Origin of the sequence: Mycolicibacterium tokaiense (assembly GCF_010725885.1) — a bacterium.
In the GTDB taxonomy this organism is placed as follows: domain Bacteria; phylum Actinomycetota; class Actinomycetes; order Mycobacteriales; family Mycobacteriaceae; genus Mycobacterium; species Mycobacterium tokaiense.
Window position 1 is genome coordinate 2,761,225 of the sequence record NZ_AP022600.1, and the last position, 13,964, is coordinate 2,775,188.

Annotated in this window: 12 protein-coding genes; 4 read left to right on the plus strand and 8 right to left on the minus strand. The window is 68.9% G+C overall.

What is annotated here, in order from left to right; translation table 11 throughout:
- Nucleotides 1-2 precede the first annotated feature (2 nt).
- Nucleotides 3-602, plus strand: a complete 600-nt coding sequence (locus tag G6N58_RS31310) for a hypothetical protein (protein ID WP_147289320.1) — start codon at nucleotides 3-5, stop codon at nucleotides 600-602.
- Here G6N58_RS31310 and G6N58_RS13385 read toward each other — a convergent pair.
- Both G6N58_RS13385 and G6N58_RS13390 read right to left on the minus strand, forming a co-directional pair.
- A complete protein-coding gene (locus tag G6N58_RS13385) occupies nucleotides 586-2,067 on the minus strand; it encodes a carotenoid oxygenase family protein (RefSeq protein ID WP_115278369.1) in 1,482 nt (493 codons plus the stop codon). The two genes, G6N58_RS31310 and G6N58_RS13385, sit on opposite strands and share 17 nt — an antisense overlap.
- Nucleotides 2,058-2,432 carry a hypothetical protein gene (locus G6N58_RS13390; protein WP_147289319.1) on the minus strand — a complete coding sequence of 125 codons (375 nt, stop codon included), beginning with the start codon at nucleotides 2,430-2,432 and terminating at the stop codon, nucleotides 2,058-2,060. The genes G6N58_RS13385 and G6N58_RS13390 overlap by 10 nt, the downstream gene beginning before the upstream one ends.
- Before the next feature lie 50 nt (nucleotides 2,433-2,482).
- Between G6N58_RS13390 and G6N58_RS13395 the strand changes: the two genes are divergently transcribed.
- On the plus strand, nucleotides 2,483-3,169 hold the full coding sequence (locus tag G6N58_RS13395) for a GAF and ANTAR domain-containing protein (protein WP_115278368.1): 687 nt from the start codon (nucleotides 2,483-2,485) through the stop codon (nucleotides 3,167-3,169).
- The gene (locus tag G6N58_RS13400) at nucleotides 3,162-5,501 is read left to right on the plus strand and encodes an AAA family ATPase (protein WP_115278367.1); all 2,340 of its coding nucleotides are present in this window, start codon (nucleotides 3,162-3,164) and stop codon (nucleotides 5,499-5,501) included. The genes G6N58_RS13395 and G6N58_RS13400 overlap by 8 nt, the downstream gene beginning before the upstream one ends.
- A 14-nt stretch (nucleotides 5,502-5,515) precedes the next feature.
- Here G6N58_RS13400 and G6N58_RS13405 read toward each other — a convergent pair whose 3' ends face one another.
- The 6 genes from G6N58_RS13405 to G6N58_RS13430 form a co-directional block, all read right to left on the minus strand.
- On the minus strand, nucleotides 5,516-6,778 hold the full coding sequence (locus G6N58_RS13405) for an HNH endonuclease signature motif containing protein (protein ID WP_115278366.1): 1,263 nt from the start codon (nucleotides 6,776-6,778) through the stop codon (nucleotides 5,516-5,518).
- A 30-nt stretch (nucleotides 6,779-6,808) separates the two neighbouring features.
- Nucleotides 6,809-8,947: a DNA gyrase subunit A gene (locus tag G6N58_RS13410; RefSeq protein ID WP_115278365.1), complete on the minus strand. Its 2,139-nt coding sequence runs from the start codon at nucleotides 8,945-8,947 to the stop codon at nucleotides 6,809-6,811.
- A 12-nt stretch (nucleotides 8,948-8,959) separates the two neighbouring features.
- Complete coding sequence (locus G6N58_RS13415) at nucleotides 8,960-10,993, minus strand: toprim domain-containing protein (RefSeq protein ID WP_068915167.1); 2,034 nt, start codon at nucleotides 10,991-10,993, stop codon at nucleotides 8,960-8,962.
- 77 nt (nucleotides 10,994-11,070) lie between these two features.
- On the minus strand, nucleotides 11,071-11,859 hold the full coding sequence (locus G6N58_RS13420) for an adenylate/guanylate cyclase domain-containing protein (RefSeq protein WP_232067849.1): 789 nt from the start codon (nucleotides 11,857-11,859) through the stop codon (nucleotides 11,071-11,073).
- Nucleotides 11,856-12,242 (minus strand): YchJ family protein, encoded by a 387-nt coding sequence (locus G6N58_RS13425; protein ID WP_068915169.1) that lies wholly within the window; start codon nucleotides 12,240-12,242, stop codon nucleotides 11,856-11,858. Before G6N58_RS13425 ends, G6N58_RS13420 begins: the two co-directional genes overlap by 4 nt.
- 15 nt (nucleotides 12,243-12,257) lie before the next feature.
- Nucleotides 12,258-12,956: an SDR family NAD(P)-dependent oxidoreductase gene (locus tag G6N58_RS13430; protein ID WP_115281538.1), complete on the minus strand. Its 699-nt coding sequence runs from the start codon at nucleotides 12,954-12,956 to the stop codon at nucleotides 12,258-12,260.
- A gap of 83 nt (nucleotides 12,957-13,039) precedes the next feature.
- On the opposite strand from G6N58_RS13430, the gene G6N58_RS13435 reads away from it, so the two are divergent.
- The gene (locus G6N58_RS13435) at nucleotides 13,040-13,828 is read left to right on the plus strand and encodes a helix-turn-helix transcriptional regulator (RefSeq protein ID WP_232067850.1); all 789 of its coding nucleotides are present in this window, start codon (nucleotides 13,040-13,042) and stop codon (nucleotides 13,826-13,828) included.
- Nucleotides 13,829-13,964: the final 136 nt, after the last annotated feature.

Below are 13,964 nucleotides of genomic sequence, written 5' to 3' on the forward strand. Positions count from 1 at the left end.
GCATGCGAATCGCCGGACCGACGCTGGTCGCCCTGTTGCTGCTCACCGGGTGTGGGTCCACGACGCAGGGCACGCCCGAGGCCGATCACAGCTGCGCGCCGGCCGCGGGACCGATGACCACCATCGACCCGGTGGCAGAAGGCGAACCGCAACTGGAGATTCCCCAGCTGCCGGGATGGAACACCTCCGACGCGCTGGAGTCGCCGATGATCCGCTTCGCCATGGTGAACACCGATCTGATCAGCGGCAATTTCGCGCCCAATGCGGTGGTGACCTTCGAGAATGCCGGCAGCGAGTCCGGTGACGCCGACGCCGTCTTCACCCAGCAGCGGGAACTGCTGGAAACGCAGTTGGGCGCCACCGACGTCTCGACCGAATCCGGCTCGCGCTGCGGTTATCCGGCGCAGATCATCAGCTACACCGCGCCCGCGGCCGGAGAGATCCCCGAACGCAGCGCCAAGGTGCTCTGTGTGCTCTCCGAAGTGGACGGCACCACCTACCTGTCCACCGTGACACTCAGCTCGGTGGCCCCTGAGGAGGCCACCTACGCCGCCGACTCCGAGGCCATCCTCAGCGGCTTCCGCGTCACCGCCACCCCCTGAGCTCGGCTGCCGGCGCCCAGGCGGAATGTGTTCCGCTGGAGACACGTTCGGGTAACGCCAGGGTGCACACCGGGCCGTCGGCCAGGCGCGCGGCGTCGAACACCAGGCAGTAGGAGGCATCGGTTCCCATGTCGGTGGTGATGGTCACCAGGTAACCGTCGTCCTCCGCCCCGGCCCCCGGTCTCGGCGCCATCGCCGCCTCCGATCCGTAGACCCCCTCGCCGTATGAGTACCGCTCCTCGGCGCCGGTTCTGACGTCGTGACGGATCAGGCCGTCGAACAGGAACCACCCCGGCTTGCCGGTGGAGGCCCAGGTGTAGCGGTAGTCCAGGCCCGCGCGGGCTCCGTTCACCATGCCGAATTCGCTGATGCTGTCGGTCAACTGCTCCTCGCGGCAGGCGCCGGTGACGAGGTTGAACCGCCAGCGGTGCAGGCGGGTCTGCAGCCGGTCCAGGGCCAGGAAGCGGAAGGCCCGCTCCCACGTCGTCCCGCCGGTGTCCATCGGTTCCGGGTCGCCTTCGAAGAACCCGTCGAGCACGATCTCGTCGCCCTCTTCGTACGCGTTGGTGAAGTGCAGCACGAAGGTGGGATCGGCCTCGAACCAGCGGACGTCGGCGGCGGTGCCGCGGCGTGGCACCACGGCAAAACGCGACGGCAGATCCCGGTGATACCGCGGGAGATGAACCCCGGCCGCCAGCAGGGCCGGATCCCAGAACAGCGGGAAGTCGTTGAGGATGATGTAGTTCGGGGTGAAGGCCATGTCGTGCGGCAGCCGGGGCCCGGGCAGCGGCACCGGAGTGTGGTGCACCAGCACATTGCCGGAGTCCACCACGCCGAATCCCAGGTACGGCTCCTGCTTGCTGTAGTGGAAGAACAGCAGCTCGCCGGTGGTGGGGTCCACCTTCGGGTGCGCGGAAACGCCCCAGCGCCAGGGCAGTTGGTCGACCCACTCCTGCTTACCCAGGCCGGCCGCGGTCACCGGGTCCAACCCGTAGAGATCGCCGCACTGGTAGAAGCTGGTCAACGCCACGCCGCGGTGCACCACCACATCGGTGCTGGACGCGTCCTTCATCAGGCCGCGGGCTCCCCAGCCGTGGTCGCGGCGGGCCAACTCCACCGGTTCGGCCAGTCCCGGCCACAGCGGGCCACCTTCGACCTGCTCGGCCAGGAACCCGTCGGTACGGACGAACCTGTTGCGGTAGAACGCCTTCCCGTCACGGAACCCGACCAGGTGCACCATTCCGTCACCGTCGAAGGGATGGTAGAACTTCAGCGCGGGGTGCAGGGGGTTCTCGGTGTTGCGCAGGTACACCCCGTCCAGGTCCGCCGGCACCTCACCGGAGACCACGGTCAGGTCCTCGGCATCCCATTCGTGGGTCTGCGGCCGCCACGGCCCGGTGCGGTAGGGGTGGTCGTCGTCCTCGGGCAGCGTCGACAGGTACTTCGCCACCAGCTCTACGTCCATGCGCTCACCACCAGGCTCACCGTGCGGTGTCCCCAGCCGTCGATGCGTGCGGGCGGCCGCACGCCCAGCACCACGCCGTCGCGGCCGTCGGTCATTCGGCTGCCCCCTGGTGCCCGTCGTCTCCAGCTCGACACCGAGCACCGGCGCGCTGTGGTAGCTGGCGGCGCGCAGGTCGCCCCACAGGTCGTCGCGGACGGTGGCTGGCACGGCACCCAGGGTGTTCCTGAGCTGCGAATATCGGCGACGTGGATCACGCCGATCTGGGCACCGCCCAGCCCGGCAGCCTCGAGTGTGTGGTCCACCACCTCCGCGGTGAGCTGCGCGAAGTCGCTCTGGTAGCCCCTGAGCACCCATACGCTCGTCATCGTCGCGACGGTATTACACCCGAGGGCGGGTGATATGGGAAAGTGTGCGAATGACGCTTGAGTCGAAACATGACTTGGCGGTCCGTATGGCCGCCCTGGCACGAGACGTCGCCGTGCCGGTTGCCATCGACGATGTGCTCCGCGGGGTCACCGATGCTGTGCTGGAACTGATCCCCGGTGCGGAGTACGCCGGTTTGCTGTTGCTGGGCCGGGGTGGCAAATACGACACTTTGGTACCCACCGACGACCTGATGTACCAGCTGGACGAGATGCAGATCCGCACCGGCGAGGGCCCGTGTGTGGAGGCGGCCATCGACGACCTGATCGTGCGAACCGACGACTTCGAGTGCGAGCTGCGCTGGCCGGAGTACTCCAAACTGGTGGTCAAGGTCGGCATCCGCAGCGCCCTGTCGTTCAAGCTGTACACCGCCCAGCGCAACGCAGGCGCGCTCAACGTGTTCTCCACCCAGGTCAAGGCGTTCGACGCCGAGGCCGAAGCCATCGGATCGGTGCTTGCTGCGCACGCCGCCGCGGCCATCGTCGCCAGCCGCCAGGAGGAACAGCTGCAGTCCGCGCTGTCCAGCCGTGACCTGATCGGCCAGGCCAAGGGCATCATCATGGAGCGCTACAACGTCGACGCGGTGCGTGCGTTCGAGATGCTGCGCGAGCTGTCCCAGTCCGGAAACGTCAAGCTCGTCGACATCGCCAAGCAGGTCATCGACACCCGCGGTGTCTAGACCGCATGGAGAATTCGTCCTCACCGACGAGTTTCGGGCTGCGCTGGAGCAGCTGGCCGGCGGCAAGCATCTGTTCCTGACGGGCAAGGCAGGCACCGGTAAGTCGACGCTGATCCGCCGGTTCATGGCGTCGACGTCGCACAACGTGGTGGTCGTCGCCCCCACCGGCATCGCGGCGCTCAACGTCGACGGCTACACCGTGCACCGGCTGTTCGGCTTCACCGCCACCACCACGCTGGAGGACGTCCGGACCGGAACCTACCGGCCGGGGCGGTTCACCAAGACGCTGGCGGGGTTGGACACCCTGATCATCGACGAGGCGTCGATGGTGCGCGCGGATCTGTTCGACATGCTGGCCGCCGCGCTGGAACGGTTCGGTCCCGCACCGGGCACCCCGTTCGGCGGGGTGCAGATCGTGCTGGTGGGTGATCTGTACCAGCTGCCGCCCGTGGTCACCGAGGGCGAAGCGGCCTTCTTCACCACCCGCTACGAGACGCCCTATTTCTTCTCCGCCGACAGCTTCGACCGCACCGAATTCCCCACCGTGGCCCTGACGACGGTGTTCCGCCAGCTCGGCGACGACCAGCTGGCCGCCATCCTCAACGAGATCCGGGAGGGCGTCCTGCTCGGGCACGCGCAGGAGCAGCTCAACGCCCGCACCGACCCGGATTTTGTCGCGCCCGGAGACGAGTTCTGGCTGACCCTGGCGCCCACCAATCGCCTGGTGACTGCCCGCAACCGGCAGCGCCTGGAGTTGCTCGACGGCGACGAGTTCACCTCCCGGGCAGTGCAGTACGGCGACCTGAGCCTGTTCGATCCGCCCGCCGACGAGATCCTGCGATTCAAGGTGGGGGCGCAGGTGATGATGCTCAACAACGACCAGTCCGGCCGCTGGGTCAACGGCACACTGGGCCGCATCAGTGAGATCCACTGGGACCGCAAAGACCTGAGTGTCACCGTCGACTTCACCGACGGCACCGACGCCGAGGTCGGGTTGTTCAGCTGGGAGGCCACCCGGCCCGTGATCGACGGCGGCAGGCTGCGTCACGAGGTGGTGGGCACCTTCACCCAGCTGCCGTTCAAACTGGCCTGGGCCATCACCATTCACAAGAGCCAGGGACAGACGCTGGACCGGCTGATGGTGGACCTGACCGGCGGCATGTTCTCCACCGGCCAGCTGTACGTAGCGCTCAGCCGGGCCACCAGCCTGGCGGGGCTGGTGCTCAAACGGCCCGTGCTCGCCAAAGACCTCAAGACCGACCGGCGCATCGCGCGTTTCCTGCATGCTGCCGTGGACCATCAAGGCTCCCGCCGATTCTGCGCCATCGGCCTGCTCACCGTGGGCGACGAGGGCCGGATGTCGCGACCACGGCCGGTGGAACTCGCGGTGGCGTTCGATGACGGCACCGCGATCAGCTCGGTGATCAACCCGCAGCGCGATCTCGCCGATGCGCGGGCCGCGTACGGGATCAGCGTCGCCGATGTCCTGCTGGCCCCCACGCTGGCAGAGGCGTGGAGCGTGCTGGCCCCGATGCTGGCGGGCTGCACCCCGGTGGGACCCGGCATCGACGAGACACTGGGACTGCTGGACTTCGAACTCAAACGGCTGGGCCACGTAACCGTGATGCCCTTGGGTGTCGAGCTGCGCCACCGGGTCACCGGTGCGACCGCGCTGCAGCGGGCGCAGTCCATCCTGGCCGCTTTCGACGGGGCCACCGACGCGGCGTCCACGCCGTTCCCCGATCCCGATCCCGAGGGGGCTTTTGGGCATCTGCTGACCCGCGATCACGCTGTGCCCAGCCCGGTTTCGGCTACGCTACCCGCCCTGACTGCGCTGCTGGAGGTGTCCCGCGGGGTCAGTCGGGTGCTGCTCACCGACTCGGCGCCTGAGCTCGACAGCACTCCCTGGGTGGACGCCGCCCGGCACACCGCGGCCTACCAGTTGCGCTGCGCCGCCTCGCGGGTGCATCTGACTGACACGGTGCTGGCACGGTTGCGGGCAGCCGAGGCGCTGCTGGGAGTCGAGGTGGTGAATGCGGCCATGCTGACGGATGCGGCGCAGGATATTGCCGCAGTGCTGGAGCCCGGTGTCCGGATCTGTTTCACCGGAACGGCTTTGGATGCCGCTGGCCGCGAGGTGCCCCGCGAACGGATGGAGCAACTGGCCGCCGCGGCAGGGCTGGCGCCGGTGAAGACGGTGACCAAAACCCGTTGCGAGGTCCTGGTGACTGCCGAGGAAGGCACCCAGTCCGGCAAGGCGCGCAAGGCGCTCGAGTACGGCAAGGCCGTGTTCAGCGCCGATGAGTTCTTCGCCTGGCTCGACTCGCGTTGACGGCCCGCCTCGGGTCAGGCGGCCGCGGGTGGTGGTTGGTAGGGGGTGTACCACCACCAGTCGCAGCGGGCGCCGCCTGGTCCGGGGTGTGCGGGCACGTCGGGTGGCGGTGTGGTGGGTGGCCGGGCGAGGGATCCGTTGGTGAGGTGGCGGCCGGTGGCGTCGGTGACGACCAGGCGGCCGGCCGGCCCGGTCAAGGTGATGCCCCGTGTGTGGTGCAGGCGGTGGTGATACGGACACACCAACACGAGGTTGTCGAGCTCTGTGGGTCCGCCGTCTTCCCAGTGGATAAGGTGGTGGGCGTGCAGGCCGCGGGTGGCGCCGCAGCCGGGCACCACGCAGGTGCCGTGATCGCGATGCTCGAGGGCTCGGCGTAGCCGTCGGTTGATGGTGCGGGTCTCGCGTCCGGCGCCGAGGGGTTGGCCGTCGCGTTCGAACCACACCTCACAGGTGGCATCACAGAGCAGGTACTGACGATCAGCGTCGGCGAGGACCGGGCCCAGATGCAGGTTCGCAAGGCGCGATTCGACGTCGACGTGAATGACCACGGTGGTGCGCTGTCCGTGCGGGCGTGCCGCGGCGTCGGCGTCCCAGCCGGCGCGCATCAGGCTCAGGAACCCGTCCACCGGGGTCGGGAACGGTGGGGTGGTCTCGGTGAGGTTCTCGGCGTGGGCGCGTTTCCAGTCCGCGACCACCTTGTCCTGATAGGACTGCAGCCCGGCCTGGAATTCGGCGGCCTCGATGGTGGGCAGGGTGATGTGCCAGGTGGTCGAGTGGGGGCCGTGGGTGGTGGTGATCGATCGCGGCGCTTCGGGTTCCGCAACGGGTTCCGGTTCAGGTTTGGGTGCGGGTGGGGGTTCGAGTCGCACGGCTGTGCGGATCTGGGTGACCGTGGCGTATCGGGCGAATTGGGCGTAGTGGGCGTCGGAGCCGTCGGCGGCGCCGTCGACCACCGCGCCGAGCTGATCCAGTGACAGCCAGCCGTCCCGCATCCCGGCGACACATTGCGGGAACTGTTCGGCGCGTTCGGCGACCGCGGTGAAGGTGTGGGCGGTGTGGGGGGAGACCCCGGTTTTGGCGGCCACCAACGAGGCCACCGAGCGGAACCCGGTGATGCCGGCCAGCCCGTCGCGGTTGATCTCGGCGATGATCTCCACGATCCGCCCGTCGATGGCGTTGCGCTGCCCCGAGAGCTCCGCGATCTCGGCGAACAACACCTCCAGCCGCTGCGCGGGGGTTACCCCGTCTGCGGCCGAAAGTGTTGCGCTCGTGGACATGACCTCATTCAAACAGAGGCCACCGACACGTTACGGCGCCGGTTCTATGCCCGTGCCGGCGCTCTTCACCGAGGACTTCGCCCGTTTCTCCGCGCGTACCGGCTTGCCGCCGCGGACGAACCCGGTGACCGAAATAGTCGCCGATACCAACGCGTCCTCCCCGCCCGCGAACGGGTGGAACCCGACGCCGGCGCCACCGCGGCCCTTGACCGGGATGTCGGCGACGTCGGTGACCTTCCAGGCCTTGTCCGAGATGGACAGGATGGCCTCCCCGTTGCCGCAGCTGACCGGCAGGGCGGCGATCACCGCGTCATCGTCGTCGGCCAGTTTGACCCCGGCCACCCCGTTGCCCGCGGCGCCCTGCGGGTTGACCGCCGCCGGGTCGATGCGCAGGACCTTGCCGCGCCGTGTCACCAACGCCAGGTGGTAGCCCTCGGGCAGCACCCCGGACGACAACAGCCCGGTGATGTCGGGGGCCACCGGAATGTCGCGGATCTTGAACGGCAGGCCGTTGCCGTGGGTGAACTTGATCCGGCCGTCGGTCCACACCGCCCAGCCCAGCCCGGAGGTGAGCAGCTCGCCGTGGCTGTCGGAGAACACTCCCCGGTCATCGAGGCGCCATGCCGTGTTGACCTTGCGCTCCCGGGCGCCGTCCTCGTCTGCACCGGCGGTCACCGGGGTGGCGTCGAAGTCCAGCACGGTGCGGCGGTCGAATTCGGGGCCTTTGAACAGCTTTGTGGTCTCCACCAGCTCCCGGTCGATCACCACGCGGCGGGCGTCGGGGTTGGCCACCAACTCCGTCAGCTCGGCGAATTCGGCGTCCAGCTTGTCGGCTTCGGCCTGCAGCTCGATGACGTCGAGCTTGGTGAGTCGGCGAAGCTGCAGCGCCAGAACGTAATTGGCCTGCTCCTCGTCGAGGCTGAAGTGATCCTGCAGGCCGCGGCGGGCGTCGTCGACGGTGTCGGAGTTGCGGATGATGGCCACGGCGGTGTCGATGTCCAGATGGATGGTCATCAGACCGGCCACCAGGTGTCTGCGCGCCGTCACCTTCTCCAGGCGGTATTCGCTGCGGTGCAACACCACCGAATCGCGCAGGTGCAGAAAGGCGCCGATCAGTTCGCGAACGTTCCACCAGCGCGGCACCCGGTCTTCGTCGAGTGCCACCAGGCTGGCGGCAAACGTGGACTCCAGGGGTGTCAGCGCCAGTAGCTGGTCGCGGATCTGCTCGGCGCTGTGGCCGCGTTTGGCCGTCACGACGATGCGCAGGCCGTTGCGGCGGTCGGTGAGATCCGACATGTCGGCCACACCAGACATCTCCCCGGACTCGACCAGTGCGCGGATGCGGTCCTGCACGGTGTTGCTGGCGACGCCGGGCGGCAGCTCGGTGACGATGCAATTCTTGCCCTCCACAGTCACCGTGCCGCGCACCGTCAGCTGGCCCCGGCCGGTGGTGATGTACTCCCGCAACCCGGCGGTGCCGACGACGGTGGCGCCGCAGCCCCAGTCGGGGCCCGGGATCAGCTTCAACAGCCGCTCGTCGGTCATGTTCGGGGTCTTCAGCAGCGCCCGGCAGGCGGCCATGATCTCCCGCGGATTGTGTGCGGGCACCTTGGTGGCCCAGCCCTCGGCGATGCCCATTGCCCCGTTGCACAGCAACACAGGCCACTGGGCGGGCAGCATGGTGGGCTCGGTCCACTCGCCGTCGAAGGTCGGCACCATGGGGACCGCGTGGTCGTTGAGCTCGGCGGTGAGTGCGGCGCCGGGGGCGGACAACCGCATCTCGGTGTACCGGTCGGCGGCCGGGATGTCGCCCTGGATGCGGGGGAAGGCGCCCTGACCGTCGATGACCTTCACGCGCTGGAACTCGGCGGCCATCAGCGCAGCGGCCCCGTACATCGACGCGCCGCCGTGCGGGTGCAGGTTACCGGTGACGGCCGAGCAGATCTTCGAGGACTTCTGCGGCTTGTTGCCGGGCTGCAGACCGGAGTCGTGCATCTGGTAGAGCAGGCGGCGCTGTCCGGGCTTGAGCCCGTCGAACGCCGACGGGATGGCGCGGTCGCTGACGCTGTAGAGCGCGAACGTCAGCTGGTAGTGGTTCCAGTAATCGTCGGCGCTCTGGTCGAGGACCAGGTCGGGGTTCTGTTCGGGGAGATCCAGCGTGGCGGTCACAGTAGGTATGTCCTAGGTCAGGTCGAGCGCGGCGGTGTCGATGCGGGCGGCCACGTCGGCCATCCACGTGCGCCTGCCTTCCGGCGGCCCGCCGAACAGGGTGTGGTGCAGCTTGTTCTCGCTGTCGTCCGGGTGCACGCGAATCACGGTGCGCCGCTGCGGATCCAGCACGGTGTTCCAGAAGTCGTCGGCGTCCATCTCACCGAGGCCCTTGTTGCGCTGCACCTCGACCTTGCGCTTGGACCGGGACTTCAAGTCGGCCACCGCGGCGTCGCGTTCGGACTCGTCCTGGCAGTAGATCCGCTCGACGCCGTCCTTGACCACGAACAGCGGCGGCAACGTCACGTACACCATCCCGGCTTCAACCAGCGGCCGGTAGAAGTCCAGGAACATCGAGATCAGGCTCGAGTTGATGTTGCCGCCGTCCGGGTCGGCGTCAGAGGCGAACAGGATGCGGTCATAGCGGCACAGTTCCGGGTCGCAGCTGTCGCGCAGGCCGCAACCCAGGATGCGTTCGATCGAGTCGAACTCGTCCTTGACCCGCGCCTTGCTCACCGTGAAGCCGTACACGTTGGGCGGCTTGCCTTTCAGCGGGAAGGCGGCCTGGAAGGTGGCGTCGCGGGCGGCCTTGATGGTGCCCAGCGCCGAGTCGCCCTCGCACAGGAACAGCTCCGCGCCTGAGCCGCGGCCGGTCTCACGGCTGGGCAGCAGCTTGGGGGGCAGCGAGAGGTTGGTGCCCAGACCCTTGGCCTTCGACGCCGCGCGGGAGCGGGCTTTGGCGCCTTCGGCGCTGCGCCGGGCCCGGGCCGATTCCAGCGCCAGCTTGGTCCACAACGACACCGCGTCGGCGTTGCTGGGATTGGCCGCCCAGATGGTCACACTGCGCGCCACATCCGGGGCCATGGCGACATTCAGTGACCGGGACGACACCGCGGTCTTGGCTTGGGAGTCCCAGGCCACGTCGGGCGCGCGGGTGTCCACCGCCAGGGCCGTGACCGCGGCGAAGTCCTGCGGTTCCGGGCCGTCCTCACCCTTGGCCAGCCCCAGGTCACGGATCCGGGATGCGCGGTCGGCCAGCGCCTCGGACAGGCCTTTCATGGCAGCGTTGAGGTGCGACCCGCCGCCGGGGGTGCGCACGGTGTTGCAGAACGCGGCGACGGTGGCCGGTTCGGCGGGTCCGGCGGTCAGCGACCAGCGGAACGGGGTGGGGCCGCGGCCGGTGGTGTACTCACCACGGCCTTCGACCACCGCGCGCACGCCCGGGGCGGGGGTGCCGGCGGCGGTGCACATCAGGTCGAGCAGGGTGTCGCTGCCCCACGGGCCGTTGAACGGCTCCAGCAGCGCCGGGGCGATCTCCTCGCCCGGCCAGCCCTCGTCGGTGACGATCAGCTGCACACCGGGGGACATCCGGGCCGCGGCGTGGGCCCGCAGCAGCACTTCGCCGATGTCGAGGCTGGCATCGGGCACCACGATGGGGTCGAACAGGATGCGCACCTCGGTGCCGTGCGCTTTGGGCTTGCGGTTGGCCACCCCGGCCAGCGTCTGGGTGTCGATGCGGGTGAACGGGGCGTCGGGATCGAACTCGGCGCCCTCGAACTCGCCGGGATAACCGCGTCCGAAGCTCTGCAGGTAGGTCTTGCCGGCCCGCCGCACCGTGACGTCGGTACGCGCGGAGATGAAGACCGCTGCGGCGGCGCCGATTCCGTTCAGGCCGGCGCCGGTGCTGGCAGCATCGGTGTGGGCGGAGAACTTGCCGCCGGCGCGCGCGGTGCCGAGGGTCTTGACGATGCCGTTCTTGCCGGTGGTCGGGTCGGAGTCGACGGGCAGGCCGCGGCCGTCGTCGGCGACGCTGACCGACCCGTCGGCGTGCAGGGTGATGGTGACGCATGATCCGCCGTGGCTGGGTACGGCGACTTCTTCGATGGCGTTGTCGACGATCTCGCGCAGCGCGGTGTTCAGCACGTCGAGACCCAGGTTCACCGCCGGCCGCAGGCGGGTGTGCTGGACATCGTCGAGCTCGGTGATGTCTGCGGCGTTGTAACTCACTGCTGGTCCTTCCCTCAGGCGGCTACATTCTGCCCTGAGGGGGCGACACCGTGCCCCATTGCGCTGGTGGCGGCGCGTTACGCGACGGGAAACAGGGTGTGGGTTCCCTGCAGCCCCTTCAGCTCGACCTGGCGGGGCGACCCGTACTCGACCTCGGGAACAGCCACGCGTATCGGCTCGCTGACCAGCACCTCACCGCCGCCGGCCTGGTCTGCGACTCGGGCTGCCAGCGCGACATCGAGGCCGAACAGGTCGTCTCCACGTCGCACCGAGGTGCCCATGTGGATGCCGATCCGGACCCGGATCTGCTCGTCGTCGTTGCTCCGATCGGAGCCGAACGCGTCCTGGGCGTCCACTGCAAACCGGATGGCGTCCTGCGGGCGGGCGAAGGCGATCATGAAGCCGTCACCCTGGCTCTTCACCACGTGCCCGCCGTGTCGGTCGACCCGCGTCTGGATCACCCGGTTATGACGTTCCAGCAGCGTGACCCAGGCTCGGTCACCGAGTCGTTCGTTGGCCTGGGTGGAACCCTCGATGTCGGAGAACACCAGGACCACGGTGCCGTCCGCGGTCAGCCGCGCCAGATCGGGCCGTTCCACCTGCGCCCAGCCCGCGAGATCTTCGATCGAGTTGCGCACAATGGCGCCCAGGCCCTTGTTGATCAGCATGTCGGCGGTCTGGAACACCGTTTTGACAGCAACGGGTGCCACCCCACGACGCCGCCGGCGGCCCTGCTGTCGGCGCTGCAGTTCCCGCCTTGCGTCTGCCAACCGCCTGCGGCTGACCAGGTACAGCACCAGAAACGTGATCGTCGAGGCGAGCAGGGCCGCCGCAGCAGCCGCAAGGATCCATGCGGCCGTGGTCACTCGTACAGATCACCGTCCACGTAGAACCAGCGCCCGGCGCGTCGGGTGAAGGTGGAGCGCTCGTGCAGCACCGAGCTGCCCTCGCCATCGCGGTAGAACGCCCGGTACTCGACCACCCCACGGTCGTCGTCTGGGCCGCCGGCCTGGGTGTCGACGATCTCGAGCCGGACCCACGGCAGCACCGCGTCGGGCATCGTGCCCGCCGGCCGGGTACCCGGATCCCAGGTGGCCCAGATGTAGTCCATGTTGCCCACCGCGTACGCGCTGTAGCGCGAGCGCATCAACTGTTCTGCGGTCGCTGGGAGTTCGCCGTGGTGGAAGGCCTGGCAGCAGGCGCCGAAGGCTTCTCCGCTGCCGCACGGACACGGGTCGGTGGGTTGCATGAATCCATTTTGCTCCTACCAGTCCAGCGCACCGCCGGAGTGGAAGAACCCGCCGGTGGGGCCGTCGCTGCCGATCTGCGCCATCCGCACGATCACCTCGGCCCCCTCCTCGACGCTCTGTGTGCCGGTGTGGTGGTTCAGGTCGGTCTTGGTGAAGCCGGGTTCGACGGCGTTGATGCGGATGCCGGGGAACGCCTTGGCGTACTGCACGGTGATCATGTTCAGGGCGGCTTTGCTGGCCGGGTACGCGACACCCGGGTAGAAGTGCGCGGGGGAGGCGGGGTCGATGAGCGCCCGGGGCAGGCCGAGACCGCTGCTGACGTTCACGATCACCGGTGCGGGCGAGCGCTGCAGCGCCGGTAGGAAGGCATGCAGCACGCGGACCGTACCGAAGACGTTGGTGTCGAACGCTGTTCGCAGCGTGTCCGCAGTGACGTCGGAGACGGCGACGAAGCCGCCGTCGGACGTGCGCTCCTCGATGCCGGCATTGTTGACCAGCACATCGAGTTCCGGGATCGTGGCGGCCGCGGCGTCGACGGAGGCATCGTCGGTGATGTCGAGCGCGATGAAGCGGGCGCTCAGCCGCTCGGCGGCGGCGCGGCCCTTCTCCGGATCCCGCGCGCCGAGATAGACCGTGTGGCCCGCGGCGATCAGCCTGCGGGCGGTTTCGTAGCCCAGGCCCTTGTTGGCCCCGGTGACGAGTGTTGTTGTCATGACTCCACACTCGTTGCGGTTGCGGCGCCGCGGGTAGGTCCGGTCCATCCTGGGTACTGGCAAACCCACCTACACTCGGGCCGGTGAGTTCCCTCGGCGAGTTCCTACGCCTGCGACGGGGGCAGGTCCGCCCGCAGGACGTGGGTCTGGTGCCGGGGCCGCGCCGCCGGGTGGACGGGCTGCGCCGCGAGGAGCTGGCGGCGCTGGCGGGCATCAGCGCCGACTATTACCTGCGCATCGAGCAGGGGCGCAACGCCAACCCGTCCGAGCAGATCCTCGACGCGCTGGCCCGGGCGCTGCGCCTCGACGACGCCGGGAGAGCGCACCTGCACCAGCTGGCCCGCGAGAACCAGCCGGTGTACGACGGTGCGGAGACGGTCTCGGCCGACGTCCTGACCCTCATCGACCAGCTCGGAGTGCCCGCCGTGGTGGTGGGACGCTGCGTCGACTGCCTGGCGTCCAATGCCGCCGCCCGCCTGCTGTCGCCGAACTTCGTGAGCGGGATCAACGTGCTGCGGCAGTTGTTCCTCGACCCGGCCGAGCGCGACCTGCACGTCGACTGGGAGGACGTCACCGCGGGTGTGGTCGGTGGGCTGCGCCAGGTGGCCGGGGGCGAGGCCCGGGATCCGCGGTTGGATGACCTGGTGCAGGAGATGTGCGCGTTGAGCCCCCGGTTCAGCATGCTCTGGCACCGCGCCGACGTGGGCTACCGGCCGGCCGGGGAGAGTCACATGCGCCATCCGGTGGTGGGGGAGTTGCGCCTGCGCAGGACACGGCTGCCCATCCCGGACTCCGGCGGCCAGCACCTGCACCTCTACCACGCAGTGCCGGGGACCGACACGGCTGCCCGGTTGGCGTCGTTGCAGCGGTGAGCCACGCCGGATTACCGGCTCGTTACGGGTATCGCCGTTTCGGCAACACAGACGTCTTCCACCGATAACCAAACGGAAATCGTGCGGGCCTGTAATGGGTGTCAGCCGAGTTCGTCGGCCCCCAGCACCCGAGTCT

Excerpts from the sequence above, each read along its gene's own strand:
- G6N58_RS31310 (WP_147289320.1), top strand. The coding sequence starts at position 3 with ATGCGAATCGCCGGACCGACGCTGGTCGCCCTGTTGCTGCTCACCGGG.
- G6N58_RS13385 (WP_115278369.1), bottom strand. The coding sequence starts at position 2,067 with ATGGACGTAGAGCTGGTGGCGAAGTACCTGTCGACGCTGCCCGAGGAC.
- G6N58_RS13390 (WP_147289319.1), bottom strand. The coding sequence starts at position 2,432 with ATGACGAGCGTATGGGTGCTCAGGGGCTACCAGAGCGACTTCGCGCAG.
- G6N58_RS13395 (WP_115278368.1), top strand. The coding sequence starts at position 2,483 with ATGACGCTTGAGTCGAAACATGACTTGGCGGTCCGTATGGCCGCCCTG.
- G6N58_RS13405 (WP_115278366.1), bottom strand. The coding sequence starts at position 6,778 with ATGTCCACGAGCGCAACACTTTCGGCCGCAGACGGGGTAACCCCCGCG.
- G6N58_RS13425 (WP_068915169.1), bottom strand. The coding sequence starts at position 12,242 with ATGCAACCCACCGACCCGTGTCCGTGCGGCAGCGGAGAAGCCTTCGGC.
- G6N58_RS13430 (WP_115281538.1), bottom strand. The coding sequence starts at position 12,956 with ATGACAACAACACTCGTCACCGGGGCCAACAAGGGCCTGGGCTACGAA.